13 protein-coding genes are annotated in these 19,651 nt (G+C 70.0%); 7 read left to right on the top strand and 6 right to left on the bottom strand.

Features of this window, described 5'->3' with window-relative positions; all coding sequences use genetic code 11:
* Positions 1–68: 68 nt before the first annotated feature.
* Both AB0D18_RS01605 and AB0D18_RS01610 read left to right on the top strand, forming a co-directional pair.
* Positions 69–1,505 (top strand): amino acid permease, encoded by a 1,437-nt coding sequence (locus AB0D18_RS01605; RefSeq protein ID WP_362410946.1) that lies wholly within the window; start codon positions 69–71, stop codon positions 1,503–1,505.
* A 157-nt stretch (positions 1,506–1,662) separates the two neighbouring features.
* Positions 1,663–2,307, top strand: a complete 645-nt coding sequence (locus AB0D18_RS01610; RefSeq protein ID WP_362410949.1) for a superoxide dismutase — start codon at positions 1,663–1,665, stop codon at positions 2,305–2,307.
* A gap of 138 nt (positions 2,308–2,445) precedes the next feature.
* On the opposite strand, the gene AB0D18_RS01615 is transcribed toward AB0D18_RS01610, so the two are convergent.
* On the bottom strand, positions 2,446–2,997 hold the full coding sequence (locus tag AB0D18_RS01615; protein WP_362410952.1) for a hypothetical protein: 552 nt from the start codon (positions 2,995–2,997) through the stop codon (positions 2,446–2,448).
* A gap of 280 nt (positions 2,998–3,277) precedes the next feature.
* A complete protein-coding gene (locus tag AB0D18_RS01620; RefSeq protein ID WP_362410954.1) occupies positions 3,278–3,910 on the bottom strand; it encodes a DsbA family protein in 633 nt (210 codons plus the stop codon).
* Positions 3,911–4,067: 157 nt separating this feature from the next.
* Between AB0D18_RS01620 and pepN (AB0D18_RS01625) the strand changes: the two genes are divergently transcribed.
* Together pepN (AB0D18_RS01625) and AB0D18_RS01630 are read left to right on the top strand one after the other, a co-directional pair.
* Positions 4,068–6,668, top strand: a complete 2,601-nt coding sequence (pepN, locus tag AB0D18_RS01625; protein WP_362410957.1) for an aminopeptidase N — start codon at positions 4,068–4,070, stop codon at positions 6,666–6,668.
* A gap of 242 nt (positions 6,669–6,910) precedes the next feature.
* The gene (locus AB0D18_RS01630) at positions 6,911–8,089 is read left to right on the top strand and encodes a hypothetical protein (RefSeq protein ID WP_362410960.1); all 1,179 of its coding nucleotides are present in this window, start codon (positions 6,911–6,913) and stop codon (positions 8,087–8,089) included.
* A gap of 30 nt (positions 8,090–8,119) precedes the next feature.
* On the opposite strand, the gene AB0D18_RS01635 is transcribed toward AB0D18_RS01630, so the two are convergent.
* Positions 8,120–9,283: a serine hydrolase domain-containing protein gene (locus tag AB0D18_RS01635; RefSeq protein WP_362410962.1), complete on the bottom strand. Its 1,164-nt coding sequence runs from the start codon at positions 9,281–9,283 to the stop codon at positions 8,120–8,122.
* Positions 9,284–9,473: 190 nt separating this feature from the next.
* Positions 9,474–9,938 (bottom strand): NUDIX hydrolase, encoded by a 465-nt coding sequence (locus AB0D18_RS01640; RefSeq protein WP_362410965.1) that lies wholly within the window; start codon positions 9,936–9,938, stop codon positions 9,474–9,476.
* A gap of 235 nt (positions 9,939–10,173) precedes the next feature.
* On the opposite strand from AB0D18_RS01640, the gene AB0D18_RS01645 reads away from it, so the two are divergent.
* Positions 10,174–13,473, top strand: coding sequence for a S8 family serine peptidase (locus tag AB0D18_RS01645; RefSeq protein WP_362410968.1), 3,300 nt, complete (start codon positions 10,174–10,176; stop codon positions 13,471–13,473).
* A gap of 173 nt (positions 13,474–13,646) precedes the next feature.
* Here AB0D18_RS01645 and AB0D18_RS01650 read toward each other — a convergent pair whose 3' ends face one another.
* A complete protein-coding gene (locus AB0D18_RS01650; RefSeq protein WP_362410971.1) occupies positions 13,647–14,348 on the bottom strand; it encodes a nitroreductase family protein in 702 nt (233 codons plus the stop codon).
* 139 nt (positions 14,349–14,487) lie between these two features.
* On the opposite strand from AB0D18_RS01650, the gene AB0D18_RS01655 reads away from it, so the two are divergent.
* Together AB0D18_RS01655 and pepN (AB0D18_RS01660) are read left to right on the top strand one after the other, a co-directional pair.
* Positions 14,488–15,516, top strand: coding sequence for an aspartate-semialdehyde dehydrogenase (locus AB0D18_RS01655; protein WP_362410974.1), 1,029 nt, complete (start codon positions 14,488–14,490; stop codon positions 15,514–15,516).
* Positions 15,517–15,742: 226 nt separating this feature from the next.
* Positions 15,743–18,322 (top strand): aminopeptidase N, encoded by a 2,580-nt coding sequence (gene pepN, locus AB0D18_RS01660; protein WP_362410977.1) that lies wholly within the window; start codon positions 15,743–15,745, stop codon positions 18,320–18,322.
* 155 nt (positions 18,323–18,477) lie between these two features.
* Here pepN (AB0D18_RS01660) and alc read toward each other — a convergent pair whose 3' ends face one another.
* Entirely contained in the window at positions 18,478–19,623 is a 1,146-nt protein-coding gene (gene alc, locus AB0D18_RS01665; protein WP_362410980.1) for an allantoicase, read from the bottom strand.
* Positions 19,624–19,651: the final 28 nt, after the last annotated feature.

Raw genomic sequence — 19,651 nt, forward strand, 5'->3', positions numbered from 1 at the left:
GCGTGCCGAGACTGTGTCCCTCTCTCAGCTCGCTTCCCACCGTCTCAGCTAGTGAACAGGGCACGCCCATGTCTCGGACCTCCGCGCCCCCGCCGCCCCCACGTGTCGAAGCGGCCGATGCAGGAGCGGCCGGCGCAGCGCCGGCCGACGCCTCGCTCGGCCACGGTCTCAAGCAGCGTCACCTTTCCATGATCGCTCTCGGCGGGGTGATCGGTGCCGGGCTCTTCGTCGGGTCGGGTGCCGGCATCGCGGCCGCGGGTCCCTCCATCGTCATCGCGTACGCGATATCCGGCCTGCTCGTCATGCTGGTGATGAGGATGCTGGGCGAGATGTCGGCGGCGAACCCCAGCTCGGGGTCGTTCTCGGCGCACGCCGAGCGGGCGATCGGGCCGTGGGCGGGCTTCACGGCGGGCTGGGCGTTCTGGTTCCTGCTCTGTGTGGCCGTCGGCCTGGAGGGCATCGGCGCGGCGAAGATCATGCAGGGCTGGTTCCCGGGGTCCCCGCAGTGGGCGTGGGTGGCGCTGTTCATGGTGATCTTCCTGGGCACGAACCTCGCCGCCGTGAAGAACTTCGGTGAGTTCGAGTTCTGGTTCGCGGCGCTGAAGGTCGGCGCGATCTCGCTGTTCCTGATCATCGGCCTGCTCGCCATCTTCGGTGTGCTGCCCGGCAGCGACACCGCCGCCCCGGGCCTCACCAACCTCACCGGTGACGGCGGGTTCTTCCCGAACGGCAGCGAGGGACTGATCATCGGTCTGCTGGCCTCGGTCTTCGCGTACGGCGGTCTGGAGACGGTGACGATCGCCGCTGCCGAGTCGCAGAACCCGATCGAGGGCGTCACCAAGGCGGTCCGCACCGCGATGTGGCGCATCGCGATCTTCTACATCGGCTCGATGGCCGTCGTCGTCACCCTGGTCCCGTGGAACGACCCGAAGGTCGCCTCGATCGGCCCGTACGTCGCGACCCTCGACCACCTGGGCATCCCGGCGGCCGGTCAGATCATGAACGTGATCGTGCTGGCGGCCCTGCTCTCCGCGATGAACGCCAACATCTACGGCTCGTCCCGCATGGCGTACTCGCTGGTCTCCCGCGGTCAGGGCCCGGCCTTCCTCGGCAAGCTGTCCGGCGGGGTGCCGCGCGTCGCGGTGCTGTGCTCGTCGGTCTTCGGCTTCGTGTGCGTGGCGCTCAGCTGGATCAGCCCGGACAAGGTCTTCCCCTGGCTGCTGAACATGATCGGCGCGCTGATCCTGGTCGTCTGGATCTTCATCGCGGTCTCCCAGCTGCTCCTGCGCCGTCGCACGGAGCGTGAGACGCCGGAGAAGCTGGTCGTCCGGATGTGGCTGTTCCCGTATCTGACCTGGGTGGCCCTGGCGGGCATGGCGGTCATCTTCTTCCTGATGCTGCGCCAGCCCGACACGCGCCTCCAGCTCGCCGGGACGGGCGGTCTGACGGTGTTCCTGATCATCCTCGGCCTCGTACGGCAGAAGCTGGCGAAGGCCCGCAACTAGCCCTCTCCGCACCCCTCTCAGGCTCTGGGTCCGCATGCTCTCGGCATGCGGACCTAGGGCTTTTTACTGAGGCATGCCTAAGCTGCTGAGCCGAATAAGTGCTGGTAGCGTGCAGATGCATAAGACTTGCAATAAGCAATCGGAGGGGTCGGACGACATGGCCATTTACACGCTTCCTGAACTTCCGTACGACTACGCGGCCCTTGAGCCCGTCATCAACCCGCAGATCGTCGAGCTGCACCACGACAAGCACCACGCGGCTTACGTCAAGGGCGCCAACGACACCCTTGAGCAGCTCGCCGAGGCGCGCGACAAGGACGCCTGGGGCTCGATCAACGGTCTGGAGAAGAGCCTCGCGTTCCACCTCTCCGGCCACATCCTGCACTCCATCTACTGGCACAACATGGCCAGCCCGAAGGACAGCGGCGGCGGCGAGCCGACGGCCGCCGACGGCGTGGGCGACCTCGCGGACGCGATCACCGAGTCCTTCGGCAGCTTCGCGAAGTTCAAGACGCAGCTGACCAAGGCCGCCGCGACCACGCAGGGCTCCGGCTGGGGCGTCCTCGCGTACGAGCCGGTCTCGGGCCGTCTGATCGTCGAGCAGGTCTACGACCACCAGGGCAACGTCGGCCAGGGCTCCGTCCCGGTCCTGGTCTTCGACGCGTGGGAGCACGCCTTCTACCTGCAGTACAAGAACCAGAAGGTCGACTTCATCGACGCCATGTGGGCCGTCGTCAACTGGCAGGACGTGTCGAAGCGTTACGCCGACGCGAAGAACCGCACGCCGCTGATCACTCCGTGACCCGGAGCCGGTGGTGACTCCTGCCGGACCGGCGGGACCCCCAAGCGCCCTGCTCGTGATCGTCTTCTCAACTTTCACCGGGCGGGTGGAATGACGAAGAGCCCCTGCGAGGACATGACTCGCGGGGGCTCTTCCATGTCAGCGTGGCAGGTAACCGGTGCGGCCGGTGGCCGTGAACTCCCTTGCCAGGCCCCTCTCGTGGAGACGCGCGAAGGGTGTGAAGGGGGTGCGGAACTCGACGCGGTAGTAGTGCGGGTTGGGGCGGATCACGCGGTACTGGACGTCGCGCACGGCCAGCCACCAGTCGGGGCTGGTGGAGGGAGCGATACGGACGCCCTGCCAGCCGTCGGTGCCGGACCAGTGGCCTGCCTCGGCCTCCAGGAGGCGGGCGTTCACGGCTGCTCGTACGGGCGGGAGGGCGACGAGGGTGCTGGCGTCGAGGGCGTACGGGGCGCCGGTGCCGGCGAGGTAGTGCCGCAGGGCCCCGGAGGCCTGCCGGAGCCCGGTCAGCCACCAGAGGGCGGCGAGGGCGGAACACCCTGCCCGTACAGCTCGGTCGGTCGGGCGTACGGGCAGGGTGGCGTGGGGGGCATGGGTGGCGTGGGGGGCATGGGGGGCATGGGGGGCATGGGGGGCATGGGGGGCCGTCGTGCCTATGTGGCTGTCGCCACGTATCTCGCCTGTCTCCATAGACGGACGGTACGAGGGTTCGGCGGGGGCTGCCTGTTGGGCGGGGCCGGTAGGGGCTAGCTCCGCGTGGGGGCCGCCCCCTTGCCCACCCGTCCCGCCCCCGGGGGGCGGCCCCGCTGCCCAAGAGGGCTGGGGGTCGGCGGCGTCAGCCGCCCGAAGGGGCAGTCTTTTGGGGGCGCGGGGAACTGCGCGATCAGCCACGACGCACCCGCACGACGACCACCGGGCCCGTGCCGCCCGCCCCCGCCCCACCAGCCCGCCCCGCCCCCCGCCCAAGGGGTCAGCTGAAGTCCGGCCCCTTGGTGCGGGTCCGCTTCAGTTCGAAGAAGCCGGGGGTGGCCGCCACCAGCAGCGTCCCGTCCCAGAGCTTCGCCGCCGCCTCACCCTTGGGCGCCGGAGTGACGACCGGTCCGAAGAAGGCGATCGGGTCGCCGTCCTCGCCCGGGACCGCGATGACCGGCGTGCCGACGTCCTCGCCGACGAGGGAGATGCCCGACTGGTGCGAGGCACGCAGCTCCTTGTCGTACGTGTCGGCCGTGGCGTAGGAAGCAAGCGAGGCGGGCAGGCCCACCTCGGCCAGCGCCTCCGCTATGACCTCGTCGGTGATGCCGCGGCCGTCGTTGTGGATGCGGGTGCCGAGCGCCGTGTACAGCGCGCCGGTGATCTCCTCGCCGTGCAGCTGCTGCGCGGCGATGACCACGCGGACCGGGCCCCACGCCGTCTTCATGGCCTCCCGGTACTCCTCCGGCAGGTCGTCGCGGCCCTCGTTGAGCACGGCCAGGCTCATCACGTGCCAGCGGATCTCGACCGGGCGCTGCTTCTCCACCTCAAGCATCCAGCGCGACGTCATCCACGCCCAGGGGCACAGCGGGTCGAACCAGAAGTCTGCGGGGATCTTCGCGGTCTGGGACATGTCTCTCCTCATGAAACTTCAACGGTCGCTCGCTGTGCCTGACAACCAGCCAACCCCCGGCACCATTCCCGTGCGCGCCCCGTCAGGAGCACATGGGAAGATCGGTGCTGTTTCGAGGAGTATCGAAAAGCGTCGAACGTGTCACAAAGGAGTGCCCGTGCCCGGTGAGAACCTGTCCCGCGACGAAGCCCAGATCCGGGCCGAGCTGCTGTCCGTCGACGGTTACGAGGTCGCGCTCGACCTGCGTTCCGCGGTCGGCGACCACGAGGGGGACGGCCCGCGAACGTTCCGCTCGGTGACCACGATCCGCTTCCGGGCGCTGACGCCGGGCGCGTCCACCTTCGCCGACCTGGTCGCCCCGGCCGTCAACGCGGTGACGCTGAACGGCACCGCGCTCGACCCGGCGGCCGTCTTCGACGGCGCCCGCATCGCCCTCGAAGGCCTCGCCGCCGAGAACGTCCTCGTCGTGGACGCCCAGTGCGCCTACAGCCGTACCGGCGAGGGCATGCACCGCTTCGTCGACCCGGAGGACGGCGAGGTGTACCTCTACACGCAGTACGAGCCCGCCGACTCCCGCCGGGTGTACGCCAACTTCGAGCAGCCCGACCTGAAGGCCCCGTACCGCTTCTCGGTGCGGGCGCCCGAGGGCTGGACGGCGTGGAGCAACGGCGTCGGCACCCTGGAGGACGGCACCTGGACGTTCGCCGAGACCAAGCCGATCTCCACGTACATCACCGCCGTCGTGGCCGGCCCGTACCACTACGTCGAGGACTCCTACAGCCGCACCCTCGCGGACGGCAGCACCCTCGACATCCCGCTCGGCGCCATGTGCCGCAAGGGTCTCGCCAAGCACTTCGACGCGGACGACGTCTTCCTGATCACCAAGCAGGGCCTGGACTTCTTCCACGACAACTTCGACTATCCGTACCCCTTCGGGAAGTACGACCAGGCGTTTGTCCCCGAGTACAACCTCGGCGCGATGGAGAACCCGGGTCTGGTCACCTTCACCGAGGATTTCATCTTCCGCGGGAAAACGACGAGTTCGTCGTACGAGGGCCGGGCGAACGTCATCCTGCACGAGATGGCGCACATGTGGTTCGGCGACCTGGTCACCATGCAGTGGTGGGACGACCTGTGGCTCAAGGAGTCCTTCGCGGACTTCATGGGCACTTTCTCGATGGTCGAGGCGACCCGCTTCACCGACGGCTGGATCACCTTCGCCAACCGCCGCAAGTCCTTGGCGTACCGCGCCGACCAGCTGCCGTCCACGCACCCGATCACGGCCGACATCCGTGACCTCCAGGACGCGAAGCTCAACTTCGACGGCATCACGTACGCCAAGGGCGCGTCCGTGCTGAAGCAGCTCGTCGCGTACGTCGGGCGGGACGCCTTCCTGGAGGGTGCCCGCCGCTACTTCAAGGCGAACGCGTACGGCAACACCCGGCTCGGCGACCTGCTCTCCGTGCTGGAGGAGACCAGCGGCCGCGACCTCACCCAGTGGTCGCGCGTCTGGCTCCAGACGTCAGGGGTCAACTCCCTCACGCCGGAGGTCACTTACGACGCGCAGGGCCGGATCACCGAGCTCGCGGTGGTGCAGCAGGCCACCCTCCCCGCGCATCAGCGGGCTGCGGCGGGGGCCGCCCCGGAGCTGCGCCCGCACCGCGTCGCGATCGGCCTCTACCGGCTGGAGGGCGGCGAGCTGGTCCGTTACGCCCGTACGGAAACGGACGTGGCCGGTCCGCGCACGGTCGTCGACGGCCTGGCCGGCGCCGAGAAGCCCGCGCTGATCCTGGTCAACGACGACGACCTCACCTACTGCAAGATCCGCTTCGACCCGGGCTCGCTGGACACCCTGCGCGCCCATCTCGGCGACTTCACGGATCCCCTGGCCCGCGCCCTGTGCTGGTCCGCGCTGTGGAACCTGACCCGTGACGCCCTCATGCCCGCCCGCGACTTCATCGATCTCGTACTGCGCTTCGCGGGCCGCGAGTCGGACATCGGCGTGCTCCAGATGCTGCACGCGTGGACGCAGACGGCGCTCGTCCACTACGCGGCCCCCCAGTGGCGCGAGGAGGGCGGCCGGCTCCTCTCCGCGGGCGCGCTGCGCGAGCTGCGGAGCGCCGAGCCCGGCAGCGAGCACCAGCTGGCCTGGGCGCGCTTCTTCGCCGCCGGAGCCTGCGACGAGGCCGACTTCCAGCTCCTGGAGGGCCTGCTCGCCGGTACGGCTCGGATCGACGGTCTCGACGTCGACCAGGAGCTGCGCTGGTCGTTCCTGTCCCCGCTCGTCTCGCACGGCCGGGCCGACGAGTCGGCCATCGCCGCCGAACTCGCCCGGGACGACACCGCTTCGGGCAAGCGCCACCAGGTGCGCTGCCTGGCCTCCCGCCCGTCCGAGGCGGTCAAGGCGCAGGCGTGGGCGTCGGTCGTGGAGTCCGACGCGCTCTCCAACGCGCTCGTCGAGGCCACCAACGGGGGCTTCGTACGCAGCGGTCAGCGTGAGCTGCTCGCCCCGTATGCCGCGAAGTACTTCGACGCGATCGAGCGGGTGTGGGCGACACGCTCCATCCAGATCGGGGTGCTGATCGTCCGCGGCCTGTATCCCGCACTCCAGGACCCGGCCGCGACGCTGGCCGCCACCGACGAGTGGCTCACGTCCCACGCGGACGCGGCCCCGGCACTGCGCCGCCTGGTGCTGGAGGCACGCGACGACCTGGCGCGGGCACGGCACGCGCAGGACTGCGACGCCGCCTGCGCCTAGCAGGAGGGGTTACGGGGGTGGGGCCCCGCCCCCGGGTGCCGTGGCGACACCCGGGGGCGGGGCCCCACGTCCCTGTCCCACGGACGCGGGGCGTTCCGGGGGATTCCAGGGGGTTTCCAGGGGTTTTTTCCGGGCACTGCTCGGCAGTCGAACAGCCGTACTTTAGGGCGGGGTTGTCCCGGAATGTCGACGGGACTGTAACAGCGGTTAGAGGCGGGGGTCGGCGCGGGCAAGCCCTCGGCATGAACAACGACACGCACCCCCAGGCGCAGGGCACCCCGCAGGCCGAGAGCGCCGCGCAGGAGCCGACGGCCCCGCAGGTGCACATCGCCCCGCAGCCGCGCACCGGTTCCGCCCGCCTCGAATCCCCCGCCGCCCCGGCCGCCCCTGCCACCCCGGTCTCCTCCGCCGCCCCGGCCGCCCCAGCCGCCTCTTCCGCCACGTCTCCCCGTACGCCCTCCCCCAGCCGTCTCGCCGACGTGCAGCGGCGGGTTCTGACGACTGCCCAGTTGCGGGAGTACGGGGTGACGGCGGCCAAGGCGTCCTCGCAGTGCGGGCCCGGCGGGCCGTGGCAGCAGCTGCTGCCGGGGGTGTTCGTACTGCACCAGGGTCCGCCGACCAGCGAGGAGCGGCTGCACGCGGCGCTGCTGTACGCGGGGCGTCCCGGGCGGGACGACAGCGAGGCGGTCGTCACCGGGCTCGCGGCCCTCGCCCTGCACCGGTTCTCCTCCGCGCCGCCGCTGCCGGCGCTGGCGCAGATCGACGTCATGGTGCCCAGGACACGGCGGCTGCGTTCCACCGGGTGCGTACGGATCGTGCGGGCGCACGCGCTGCCCGGCACCCAGATCATCACCGGGCTGCCGGTGGCCCCGGTCGCTCGGGCGGTCTCCGACGCGGTGGCACACCTGACGGACGTGGACACGGTGCGGCATCTGCTGACCGAGGCCGTGGGCAACGGCCACTGCGAACCTGCCGCGCTCGTACGGGAGTTGAACATGGCCCAGCTGCTGACGAGGCCGCACGTGCGGGACGCCGTGCAGTCGATCCTGGCCGAGAGCCGGTCGGCCGCCGAGGAGCGGCTGTACGAGATGGTGCGCTGCTTCGGGCTGCCGGACCCGCTGTGGAACGTGGACCTGAGGCTGCCGGGCGGCCCGCACCTGGGCGGTGTGGACGCGTTCTGGCCGGACCAGTCGGTGGCCGTCGAGCTGGACACCCGGGCGCCGCGCCAGGACGAGGACCGGCTCTGGTCGCAGTACGCGCGCAAGCGGGAGCACCTGGAGCGGCTCGGCATCACGGTCGTCCACCTCACGCCGAAGAAGCTGCGCGAGGCGATGGACCAGCAGGCGGCCGTGTTGCGGACGGCGCTGATGGCGTCCGTGGACCACGACCCGGCCGCCTATGTGGTCGTCCTGCCCAGGTGACTTGGCCCGGTGATTCCCCCTGCGGGGCTGCTACTTGGTGCAGAACTCGGCTTCGAACACCGAGCCCGTGGCGCCGCTCCAGTCGCCGTTGAGGTTCAGGGCGAGGGACTGCCGGCCGTCCCTGGTCGTGCCCGCCTCGGTGATCGAACCGTGGATGCCGCCGGTGTGGCCCCAGACCTCCTTGCCGCAGGACAGCGTCTGCTTGAGGAGGCCGAGCCCGTAGCCCGTGCCGGGGAGCTGGTCGCTGACCGGGACGGTGGTCGTCATCTCCTTGAGCTGCCGCTTCGGCAGGAGCTTGCCGGTGAGCAGTTCGCGGTAGAAGCGGTTGAGGTCGGCGGTGCTGGAGACCATGGCGCCCGCCGCACCCGCGAGAGACGGGTTGTACTCGGTGATGTCGTACTTCTTCGTGGCGGCCGGGTCGGAGAACGTGGTGTACGCGCGGCTGCTGGGCTGCGGCAGCCGGGTCTCCTCGCGCGGGACGGAGGTGGCACGCAGCTTGAGGGGGCGGATGATGCGCCGCTCGATCTCGCTCGCGTACGAGCGGCCGGTCGCCTTCTCGACGACCAGGGCGGCGAGGATGTAATTGGTGTTGGAGTACTGCCACTTCTTGCCGGGCTCGAAGTCGGGGGCGTGCTTCATGGCGACCTCGACGAGCTGGCGCCCGGAGAGCGAGTCGTAGCGGTGTTCCAGGAATCCGACGCCCATCCGCTGACGGGCGAACTCCGGGTCGGTGGTGTATTCGTGGATGCCGCTGGTGTGCTGGAGCACCTGGCGCAGAGTGATCTTCCCGCCGTCGTGGCCGTGGCCGCTGACGACGCCGGGCAGCCACTTGCCGACCTTGTCGTCGAGGCTGAGCTTCCCCTCGGACTCCAGCTGGAGCATCACCGTCGCGACGAACGTCTTGGTGAGCGACCCGATCCGGAACCGGTCCTGCGCACCACGCTCCCGCCCCGTCGTGAGGTCGCCTGCCCCGGCGGTGTCCGTCCAGGCCCGGGACCCGCCGGGCCCTTCGGTACGGGCGACAACGCCGGGCGCCCCGCCTTGCACCAGGGCGTCGACGGCGGCACGGGTCCGGGCGTGGGGGTCACCGGCGGTACGTTCGCCGGCCTGCGCGGTGGAGAGGGTGCCGGCGCCGAGGACGGCTGCGGCGGCGAGAGCGGCGAGGAGCGCGTTGCGGGTGGTGCGTACGGGCATCTGGTTCCCCTGCTGGGTCGGGTGCGGGCCGGGCGATGAGTGCGGCGGCGCGTCGCGGGAGATGACCCGGGGGTGGGGCAGCAGGGTTGCCCCACCCCTCCCTGGTTGATCCACTTCCGGCCATTCCCGGGGACAGGGGCCCGGGGACCGGGCGTACCGGTCAGGTGCGGTGCGGGGCCGGGCGTACCGGTCAGGTGCGGTGCGGTGGTGGGGCGGCCCGGCCCGTCGCCGGCCGGGTGCGCCAGAGTGCGAGGCCGGTGTCGACGAGCTCGACCCGGTCGAGTTCCTCCACCGCGTCGAGGCGGTGCCAGGCCGCGAGGTCCGTGGAGCCGCCGGTCTCGTGGCGGAGCTCGCCGCCCACGATCTCCGCCTCGTACACGATCCGCAGTCCCTGGAAGTCCGCGAAGGAGCCGAGCCGGCGCGGGTAGCGGCGGCGGATGGAGTCGAGGCCGAGGAGCGAGAGGGGTTCGACTCTGTAGCCGGTCTCCTCGTCGACCTCGCGGACGACCGTTTCGAGAGGGTCCTCGCCGTGTTCGAGGCCGCCGCCGGGCAGCGTCCACCGCTTGGCTCCGTCCCTGGCCACCCAGCGGGCCAACAGCACCTTCTCGTCCTGTACGCACACGGCGTAGGCAGCGACTCTCAGCTCTGCGTTCATCTGCAGAGGCTAGGCGTCCGGGCTGTGGATTGCGCTTTGGACGCCAGAAGTCGACCCCTCTCGCGCCCGGTGGCGGAAGGCGGCCAGTGGCGGATGTGTGCCACGGTCACAATCCGCCCCGGTCAACTCTCCCCAAACAACTGTCACTTGCGACATGCTGACCGGTCATTGGACACCGAAATCCGGACCTTTTCTGTCCTGACTTCTTCCAGATCCTTCACATTCAGGGATGCACATGACCGCCACCCCCCAGTCGTCCGCGCCCCGCGCGGGCGTCAGACGTACCGCGCGAATAGCCTTCGCCGCCTCGCTCGTGGCCGCGCTGTGTGCGACCGCGCCGCTGCCCGCCTTCGCGGCCGGTACGCCCGACCCCACTCCCCCGGCCCCGAAGTCGGCCGAGGCCAAGCTCGGCAGCACGGACACGGAGCTGCTCGCCAAGGCGCAGGCCGCCGGGGCCAAGGACGTCACCGTGATGGTGGCGACCGCTCCGGGAGCCACCGAGCAGGTCGCCGAGCAGCTCGGTGACGTACAGGGCGCGCTCGTCGGCCGCACGGACGACAAGCTCGGTTACGTACGGGCGACGCTGCCCACCGCGAAGGCGGAGGCGGCGCTGAAGGCGGCCACCAAGCTCGCGAGCGTGCAGGCCATCGATCTCAAGCAGGAGATCAAGCTGGACGACCCGACACCCTCCGGGGACCGGGCGGACGGCGCCCGCGGGGCCGCCAAGGCCGCGGGAACGTACCCGGCGCCGGGGAAGGACACCCCCGCCGAGAACCCGTACAACCCGTCCTTCGAGACGGGCGCCGTCAAGTTCGTGAAGCAGAACCCAAAGGCGGACGGCCGCGGCGTCACCATCGGCGTCCTGGACTCCGGCATCGACCTGGGGCACCCGGCGCTGCAGAAGACCACCACCGGCGAGCGCAAGATCGTCGACTGGGTGACCGCCACCGACCCGGTCGCCGACGGCGACGCCACCTGGCGGGCGATGATCACCGAGGTCAGCGGGCCGACCTTCACCGCGTCCGGCAAGACCTGGACGGCGCCCGCGGGCACGTACAAGTTCAACGTCTTCCGCGAGGCCGCCACCACCGGTGGCGACATGAAGGGCGACCTGAACCGGGACGGCGACACCACCGACGTGTGGGGCGTGCTGTACGACCCGGCGACCGGGACCGTCCGGGTGGACCTCGACAACGACGGCGACTTCGCCGACGAGGTCGCGATGAGCCCGTACAAGGACAAGTTCCAGGTCGGCTACTTCGGCAAGGACGACCCGGCCACGGACGTCGCGGAGCGGATTCCGTTCGTCGTCGAGACCCGCAAGGACGTCGAGTACAACGCGGCCGGCGCGAAGGCCGACTTCGTGAACATCGGCGTCATCGAGAGCGAGCACGGCACCCACGTCGCCGGCATCACCGCCGCCAACAGCCTCTTCGGCGGCAAGATGAACGGCGCGGCGCCCGGCGCCAAGCTGGTCTCCTCGCGCGCCTGCACCTGGAGCGGCGGCTGCACCAACGTCGCGCTCTTCGAGGGCATGTCCGACCTCGTCAAGAACCGCGGCGTCGACATCGTCAACATGTCGATCGGCGGCCTGCCCGCCCTGAACGACGGCAACAACGCGCGCGCCGAGCTCTACACGCGCCTCATCGACACCTACGGTGTGCAGCTGGTCATCTCGGCCGGAAACAGCGGCCCGGGTACGAACACCATCGGTGACCCCGCTCTGGCCGACAAGGTGATCTCGGTCGGCGCGTCCATCTCCAAGGAGACCTGGGCCGCCAACTACGGCTCCGCGGTGAGCACCAAGTACGCGATGATGCCGTTCTCCTCGCGCGGCCCGCGCGAGGACGGCGGTTTCGCGCCGACGATCACCGCGCCCGGCGCCTCGATCAACACCACGCAGACCTGGCTGCCCGGCGGCCCGGTCGCCGAGGCGGGCTACCCGCTGCCGGCCGGTTACCAGATGCTGCAGGGCACCTCGATGGCGTCCCCGCAGGCAGCGGGCGCCTCGGCGCTGCTGATCTCGGCCGCCAAGCAGTCGGGGCTCGACCTGACGCCCGCGAAGCTGCGGACGGCACTGGTCAGCCAGGCGGACCACATCAAGGGGGCGCAGGCCCACGAGCAGGGCGCCGGCCTCATCAACATCGTCGACGCGTGGAAGTCCCTGAAGAAGGGCGCGACCGCGCACGAGTACACGGTGAAGGCCCCGGTCGACACCGCGATCGACGAGGCCCTGAAGACCCCCGGCTTCGGAACCGGTCTGTACGACCGCGAGGGTGGTCTGAAGGTCGGCCAGAAGAAGACGTACGACATCACGGTCACCCGCACCACGGGCCCGGCCGGCGCCGTCCGCCACGAGCTGCACTTCGAGAACAACGACGGCACCTTCAAGATCGTCGGCAATGACGTCGTGCAGCTGCCGCTGAACCAGCCGGTCACCGTCAAGGTCTCCGCGCAGCCCCGCGCCGGCGGCATCCACAGTGCGGTCCTGGAGGTGTCCGACAAGGCCACCGAGGGCATCGACAAGCAGATCCTCACCACGGTCGTCGCCTCCGACGAGCTGCTGAAGCCGTCGTACACGCTGAAGAAGTCCGGCTCGGTGCAGCGCAACAGCCACATCTCGTACTTCGTGAACGTCCCCAAGGGCGCGAAGTCCCTTGAGGTGGCGATGGGCGGGCTCACCGGGAAGAGCCAGACCCGGTTCATCTCGATCCACCCGTACGGCGTGCCGTCGGACCCGACGGCGACGACGGGCTGCTACCCGAACTACAACAACCCGGCCAACACCTGCCGTCCCGACGTCCGCTCGTACGCGGACCCGGCGGCGGGCGTCTGGGAGATCGAGGTCGAGGCGCGCCGTACGTCGCCGCTCCTGGACAACCCGTACACGCTCGACGTGACGGTCCTCGGCTCGGAATTCGACCCGGCGGTCAACGTCGTCTCCGAGGCGAAGGCCGGTACCCCGGCCCCCGTCGAGTGGAAGGTCACCAACAACTTCGCCGCGCTGGAGGGCAAGCTGAAGGGCGGCCCGCTGGGCTCCGCGAAGATCGCCAAGCCGAGCATCAAGCAGGGTGAGTCGCAGGAGAGCACGGTCGTCATCGGTGCGGGCGCCGAGCGCCTTGACATCGCCATCGGCAAGGTCTCGGACGTCAAGGCCGACCTGGACCTGCTGGTCCTCAAGGACGGCGTCGAGGTCGGCAAGTCGGCGAAGGGCGACTCGGAGGAGTCCGTCAGCCTCGTCAAGCCCGCCGCCGGTACGTACACGATCGTCGTGGACGGCTACTCGATCCCGTCGGGGACGACCACGTACGACTACCGGGACGTGTTCTTCTCGCCGTCGCTCGGCTCGGTCACGGCCGACGAGACGAAGACCGTGCAGCTCGCCAACGGTGCTTCGGCGCAGGTCAAGGCCGAGGTGAAGGTCGGCGGTGCGGCTCCGGAAGGACGCCAGTTCTTCGGCGAGGTCCAGCTGCTGAACGCGCGCGGCACTGCTGCGGGCAAGGGCAGCGTCCAGATCGACAAGGTCACTCCGTAACCTCTTTGAGGCGCACGTGAAGTGAGGGGCGGGCCGGGATTTCACCGGCCCGCCCCTTCCTCGTTTCTGCGTTTCCTCGAACCCTGCGTTTCCTCGAACCCTGCGTTTCCTCGCAGCCGTGTTTCCTCGCAGCCGCGTTTCCTCGCAGCCGCGTTTCCTCGTACCTGCGCCGGTCAGATCTCGATCATTACCTGGTCCAGCGATTTCCGTACGAGATCGGGTACGACGCAGCCGTCCGCCGGGTAGCCGACCGGGATCACCGCGAACGCCTTCTCGTTGACCGGGCGGCCCAGCACCTCGGAGAGGAAGCGCATGGGGCTCGGGGTGTGGATGAGTGCGGCGAGGCCGGAGAGGTGCAGGGCGGACAGCAGCATGCCGACCGCGATGCCGACGGACTCGTCCACGTAGTAGTGCTTGTGCTTGGTGCCGTCCTCGGCGAGCCAGTAGCGCTGCTGGAAGACGACGATCAGGCCGGGTGCGTCGGTGAGGTGCGGCTTGACCTCGTCGGTGCCGAGCGGGCGCAGCGCGTCGAGCCACTCCTCGCCGAGCCGGCCTTCGTAGGAGATCTGCTCCTCCTCCTCGGCGGCCTCGCGGATCCGGCGCCGTACGTCCGGGTCCTTGACGAGTACGAAGGTCCAGGGCTGCTGGTGGGCGCCCGAGGGGGCGGTCGCGCCGCACGCGATGGCGTCGCGGATCACCTGGTCGGGGACGGGGTCGGTGGAGAACTGCCGTACGGTGCGGCGCTCGTCCATGCGCGCGCGGAGCTCGGCGGCGCGGGCCAGGGATTCGGCCGCGTCCATCCGTTCGGGGGTGTAGGGCACCGGCCGGTAGGGGTCGCCGTGGGTGGGTGTCCACTTGTTCTTTGTCACAGACATGGCCAGAGCATGGCCGGGGCAGGGGCCCGGTGTCCCGTACTTCGGACAATCGATTGGACAAGGCGGACAGCACCTCCCGCATCATGGGTGCCAACGCCGCAGGTCGTCGCACCTGCACACTGAGGACTGAGGAGTCACCGTGAGGGTCGGAATCGTCGGAGCCACCGGTCAGGTCGGCGGAGTTGTGCTGCGGATCCTGGCGGAGCGGAAGTTCCCGGTGACGGAGCTGCGGCTGTTCGCCTCGGCGCGCTCCGCCGGCAGCACCCTGGAGTGGGACGGCAAGCCGGTCACCATCGAGGACGCCTCGACGGCCGACTACACGGGCCTGGACATCGTGATCTTCTCCGCCGGTGGCTCCACCTCCAAGGCGCTCGCCGAGAAGGTCGCCGCCCAGGGCGCCGTCGTGATCGACAACTCCTCCGCGTGGCGCCGTGACCCCGAGGTCCCCCTCGTCGTCTCCGAGGTCAACCCGCACGCGGTGGCGGACCGCCCCAAGGGCATCATCGCCAACCCGAACTGCACGACGATGGCCGCGATGCCGGTGCTGCGTCCGCTGCACGACGAGGCCGGGCTGACCGCGCTGATCGCCACCACCTACCAGGCCGTCTCCGGCTCGGGTCTGGCCGGTGTCGCCGAGCTCGACGGCCAGGTCAAGAAGATCGTCGAGCAGGCGGCCGAGCTGACGCACGGCGCCGGCACGGTCGAGCTGCCCGAGCCGAACGTCTACAAGAAGCCGATCGCCTTCAATGTGCTCCCCCTCGCGGGCAGCATCGTCGACGACGGTTCGTTCGAGACGGACGAGGAGCAGAAGCTCCGCAACGAGTCCCGCAAGATCCTGGAGATTCCCGAACTGAAGGTTTCCGGCACGTGCGTGCGCGTCCCGGTCTTCTCCGGCCACTCGCTCCAGGTCAATCTGCGATTTGAGCGACCGCTCAGCGTGGAGCGCGCGTACGAGCTGCTCGGCGGCGCCCCCGGCGTGGCCCTCTCCGAGATTCCGACGCCTCTTGAGGCGGCGGGCCAGGACGTGTCGTACGTGGGCCGCATCCGCGTCGATGAGACCGTCGACAACGGCCTCGCGCTCTTCCTCTCCGGCGACAACCTCCGCAAGGGTGCCGCGCTCAACGCGGTACAGATCGCGGAGCTGGTCGCGGCGGAGCTGAAGGGCTGACGCAGCCCCTCGCAGGGCTGACGCAGCCCCTCGCAGGGCTGGCGCAGCCCCTCGCACTGAGCTGACGCACCTCTCGTACGTAAGGGCGGTGACACCGGGGAACCGTGTGTCACCGCTCTTGCGCATTCTGTTGCCCAGGCGTGCGCACGGACGGTATTCCCCTGCCGAGAGGGCCCTCTGCCGTGGAAGGATGGCCGGGAACGTCACGATCCGAGGAGATGACAGGGTGCCCGGTACCAATCTGACCCGCGAAGAAGCGCAGGAGCGCGCGCGGTTGCTCACGGTTGAGGCGTACGAGGTCGAGCTCGACCTCAGTGGTGCGCAGGAGGGCGGTACGTACCGCTCGGTGACCACGGTGCGCTTCGAGTCCGCCGAGGACGGCGCGTCGAGCTTCATCGACCTGGTCGCGCCGGCCGTGCACGAGGTCGTGCTGAACGGTGCCGCGCTGGACGCGAAGGCGGTCTTCGCCGATTCGCGCATCGCGCTGGCCTCCCTGCGCGGCGGGGCCAACGAGCTGAAGGTCGTCGCGGAGTGCGCCTACACGAACACCGGTGAGGGCCTGCACCGCTTTGTGGACCCTGTCGACGAGCAGGCCTATCTGTACACACAGTTCGAGGTGCCGGACGCGCGCCGGGTGTTCGCCAGCTTCGAGCAGCCCGACCTGAAGGCGACTTTCCAGTTCACCGTGAAGGCCCCGGCGGGCTGGTCCGTGATCTCCAATTCGCCGACGCCCGAGGTGCCGAAGGACGACGTGTGGGTCTTCGAGCCCACGCCGCGCATCTCGACGTACATCACGGCGCTGATCGCCGGCCCGTACCACGCGGTGCACTCGTCGTACGAGGGCAAGGACGGCCAGTCCGTGCCGCTGGGCATCTACTGCCGTCCCTCGCTGGCCGAGCATCTCGACGCGGAGGACATCTTCGCCGTCACGCGGCAGGGCTTCGACTGGTTCCAGGAGAAGTTCGACTACGACTACCCGTTCGCGAAGTACGACCAGCTCTTCGTGCCGGAGTTCAACGCGGGCGCGATGGAGAACGCGGGCGCGGTGACCATCCGCGACCAGTACGTGTTCCGCTCGAAGGTGACGGACGCCGCGTACGAGACGCGTGCCGAGACGATCCTGCACGAGCTCGCCCACATGTGGTTCGGCGACCTCGTCACGATGGAGTGGTGGAACGACCTGTGGCTGAACGAGTCGTTCGCCACGTACACCTCGATCGCCTGCCAGGCGTACGCCGAGGGTTCGAAGTGGCCGCACTCCTGGACCACCTTCGCCAACTCCATGAAGACGTGGGCGTACCGCCAGGACCAGCTGCCGTCCACGCACCCGATCATGGCCGACATCCGTGACCTGGACGACGTGCTGGTCAACTTCGACGGCATCACGTACGCCAAGGGCGCTTCCGTACTGAAGCAGCTTGTGGCGTACGTCGGCATGGACGAGTTCTTCGCCGGTGTGCAGTCGTACTTCAAGGCGCACGCCTTCGGGAACACGCAGCTGAGCGATCTGCTCGGCGCCCTGGAGCAGACGAGTGGCCGCGACCTCAAGACGTGGTCGCAGAAGTGGCTCCAGACGGCCGGGATCAACGTCCTGCGCCCGGAGATCGAGACGGACGCGGACGGCGTCGTCACGTCCTTCGCGGTCAAGCAGGAGGCCCCCGCGCTGCCCGTCGGCGCCAAGGGTTCCTCGACGCTGCGTCCGCACCGCATCGCGATCGGCCTGTACGACCTGGACGGTGCGGGCAAGCTGGTGCGCACCGACCGCATCGAGCTGGACGTCGACGGCGAACTGACCCCCGTGGACGCCCTGGTGGGCCGTCCGCGCCCGGCGGTGGTGCTGCTCAACGACGACGACCTGTCGTACGCGAAGGTGCGCCTGGACGAGGCGTCCCTCGCGTGCGTCACCGAGCACCTGGGCGACTTCACCCAGTCGCTGCCGCGTGCGCTGTGCTGGGCGTCCGCGTGGGACATGACGCGCGACGGCGAGCTGGCGACCCGCGACTACCTGTCGCTGGTGCTGTCCGGCATCGCGAAGGAGTCGGACATCGGCGTCGTGCAGTCGCTGCACCGTCAGGTGAAGCTGGCGCTGGACCTGTACGCGGCGCCGGCCTGGCGCGAGGCGGGGCTGGCGCAGTGGACCGAGGCGACCCTCGCCCACCTCCAGGCCGCCGAGCCTGGCAGCGACCACCAGCTGGCGTGGGCGCGGGCGTTCGCGGCGACGGCGCGCACGCCGCAGCAGCTGGACCTGCTGCGGGGCCTTCTTGAGGGCACCGAGTCGGTCGAGGGGCTGGCCGTGGACACCGATCTGCGCTGGGCGTTCGTCGGGCGTCTCGCCGCCGTCGGGGTCATGGACGAGGACGAGATCGCGGCGGAGCTGGAGCGCGACAACACTTCGGCGGGCAAGCAGCACGCGACCTCGGCCCGTGCGGCGCGTCCGACGGACGAGGGGAAGGCGGCGGCCTGGGCGTCGGTCGTCGAGTCCGACAAGCTGCCGAACTCCCTCCAGGAGGCCGTCATCGGCGGCTTCGTGCAGACCGACCAGCGGGAGCTGCTCGCCCCGTACGCGGAGAAGTACTTCGCGGCGGTGAAGGGCGTGTGGGACTCGCGTTCGCACGAGATCGCGCAGCAGATCGCCATCGGTCTGTACCCCGCCCTGCAGGTCTCGCAGGAGACGCTGGACGCGACGGACGCCTGGCTGGCGTCGGCGGAGCCGAGTGCGGCGCTGCGGCGGCTGGTGTCGGAGTCGCGGGCGGGCGTTGAGCGGGCGCTCAAGGCGCAGGCGGCGGACGAGGCCGCTGCTTCGTAGGCTGCGGCTTCCGGCTCGTACGCTGCGGCTTCCGGCTCGTAGTCTGCGGCTTCCGGCTCGTAGTCTGCCGGTGAATTGACGGAGGGCCCCGGGTGAACTCACCGGGGCCCTCTGTCGTTCTGGGGTGACGCCATGGGCTGGTCGCCCAGGACGGACTAGTTGCTCAAGTCCTCGTAACGGGCGCGGAGTTCGGCCTGGCCCTGCTCGGTGACCGCGCCGTGCAGGCGCATCCGGGCGACGCCGCCGTCGGGGAAGGCGTCGAGGCGTACGTGGGTGGCGACGGCCTGCGCGGCGAGCTTGAAGCGGTGCAGGGTGTCGGGCTGCAGCTTGGTGCGCGGCAGGATCTCGAACCAGTCGCCGGCGTCGCCGTTGCGCCCGCTGAGCGCGATCCATCCCGCGGAGTTGCCCTTGAGGTACGCGGTGTCGATCTCGACGGCGCGGATCGCGCCCTGGGCGACGAGCTTGAAGCGCACCCAGTCGTTGGTGTCGCGGACCCGGCGGCGGCGGTTCTCCCAGCCGTCGTCCATCTTGCGGGAGGTGCCGGGCAGGATGATCTGGGTCGGCGACGAGTAGAACTTGTCGGACGCGTCCTCGTAGGTGCCGCCGTTCTGTACGGCGACGAGGTCGACGGTGCCCAGGAGCTGGAGCCACTCGGGGTCCGGGACGACCTCGCCGTGCACGCGCAGGCGGGCGATGCCGCCGTCGGGGTGCTGGCAGACGCGTACGTGGGTGAAGCGGCGCTCGACGGCGATCTCGAAGCCGTTGGCGGCGTGCCCCTTCACGGGGGTGGCCGGGACGATCTCCTCCCACTTCACGTCCGGCGCCAGGAGCTGCTCGGGGCTCGGGGAGCCCTCGACGGCGGTGGCCTGGATGCTGACGCGCTGCGGGTAGTTGCCGCGGAAGTGGGCGGTGTCGACGATGATGCCGCGGATGACGCCGGGGGCGCCGAGGCGGACGATCGCCCAGTCGTGGTCCTCGGGCTCGGGGAAGGGCCGGTCGGCGCCCGTGCCGCGGCGGCGGCGCGTCTCCCAGCCGTCCATGATCTTGCCCTTGTGGCCGAAGTGCTCGGGGTCGAAGACGGCGCGCTCGCGGATCAGGAGGTTCTCGCGCTCGGCGAAGAACTCGTCGTTGGCGGCGATCACGCCGGCGCCGAGGCGGCGGTCCGCGAGGTCGACGAGCTCGGTGAACGCGTACTCGCCCGCGCCGCGGTAGTCGGCGTACGGGTCGCCTCCGCCGTAGGGGGCGGCGTCGTTGGCGTGCGGGTCGTCGGGGTGCGCGGTCGCGTTCACGTCGGTCGTCATGCCATGACTGTGGCGCGGGGGACCCCTC

The sequence above is a fragment of the Streptomyces sp. NPDC048442 genome (genome assembly GCF_040651475.1).
In the GTDB taxonomy this organism is placed as follows: domain Bacteria; phylum Actinomycetota; class Actinomycetes; order Streptomycetales; family Streptomycetaceae; genus Streptomyces.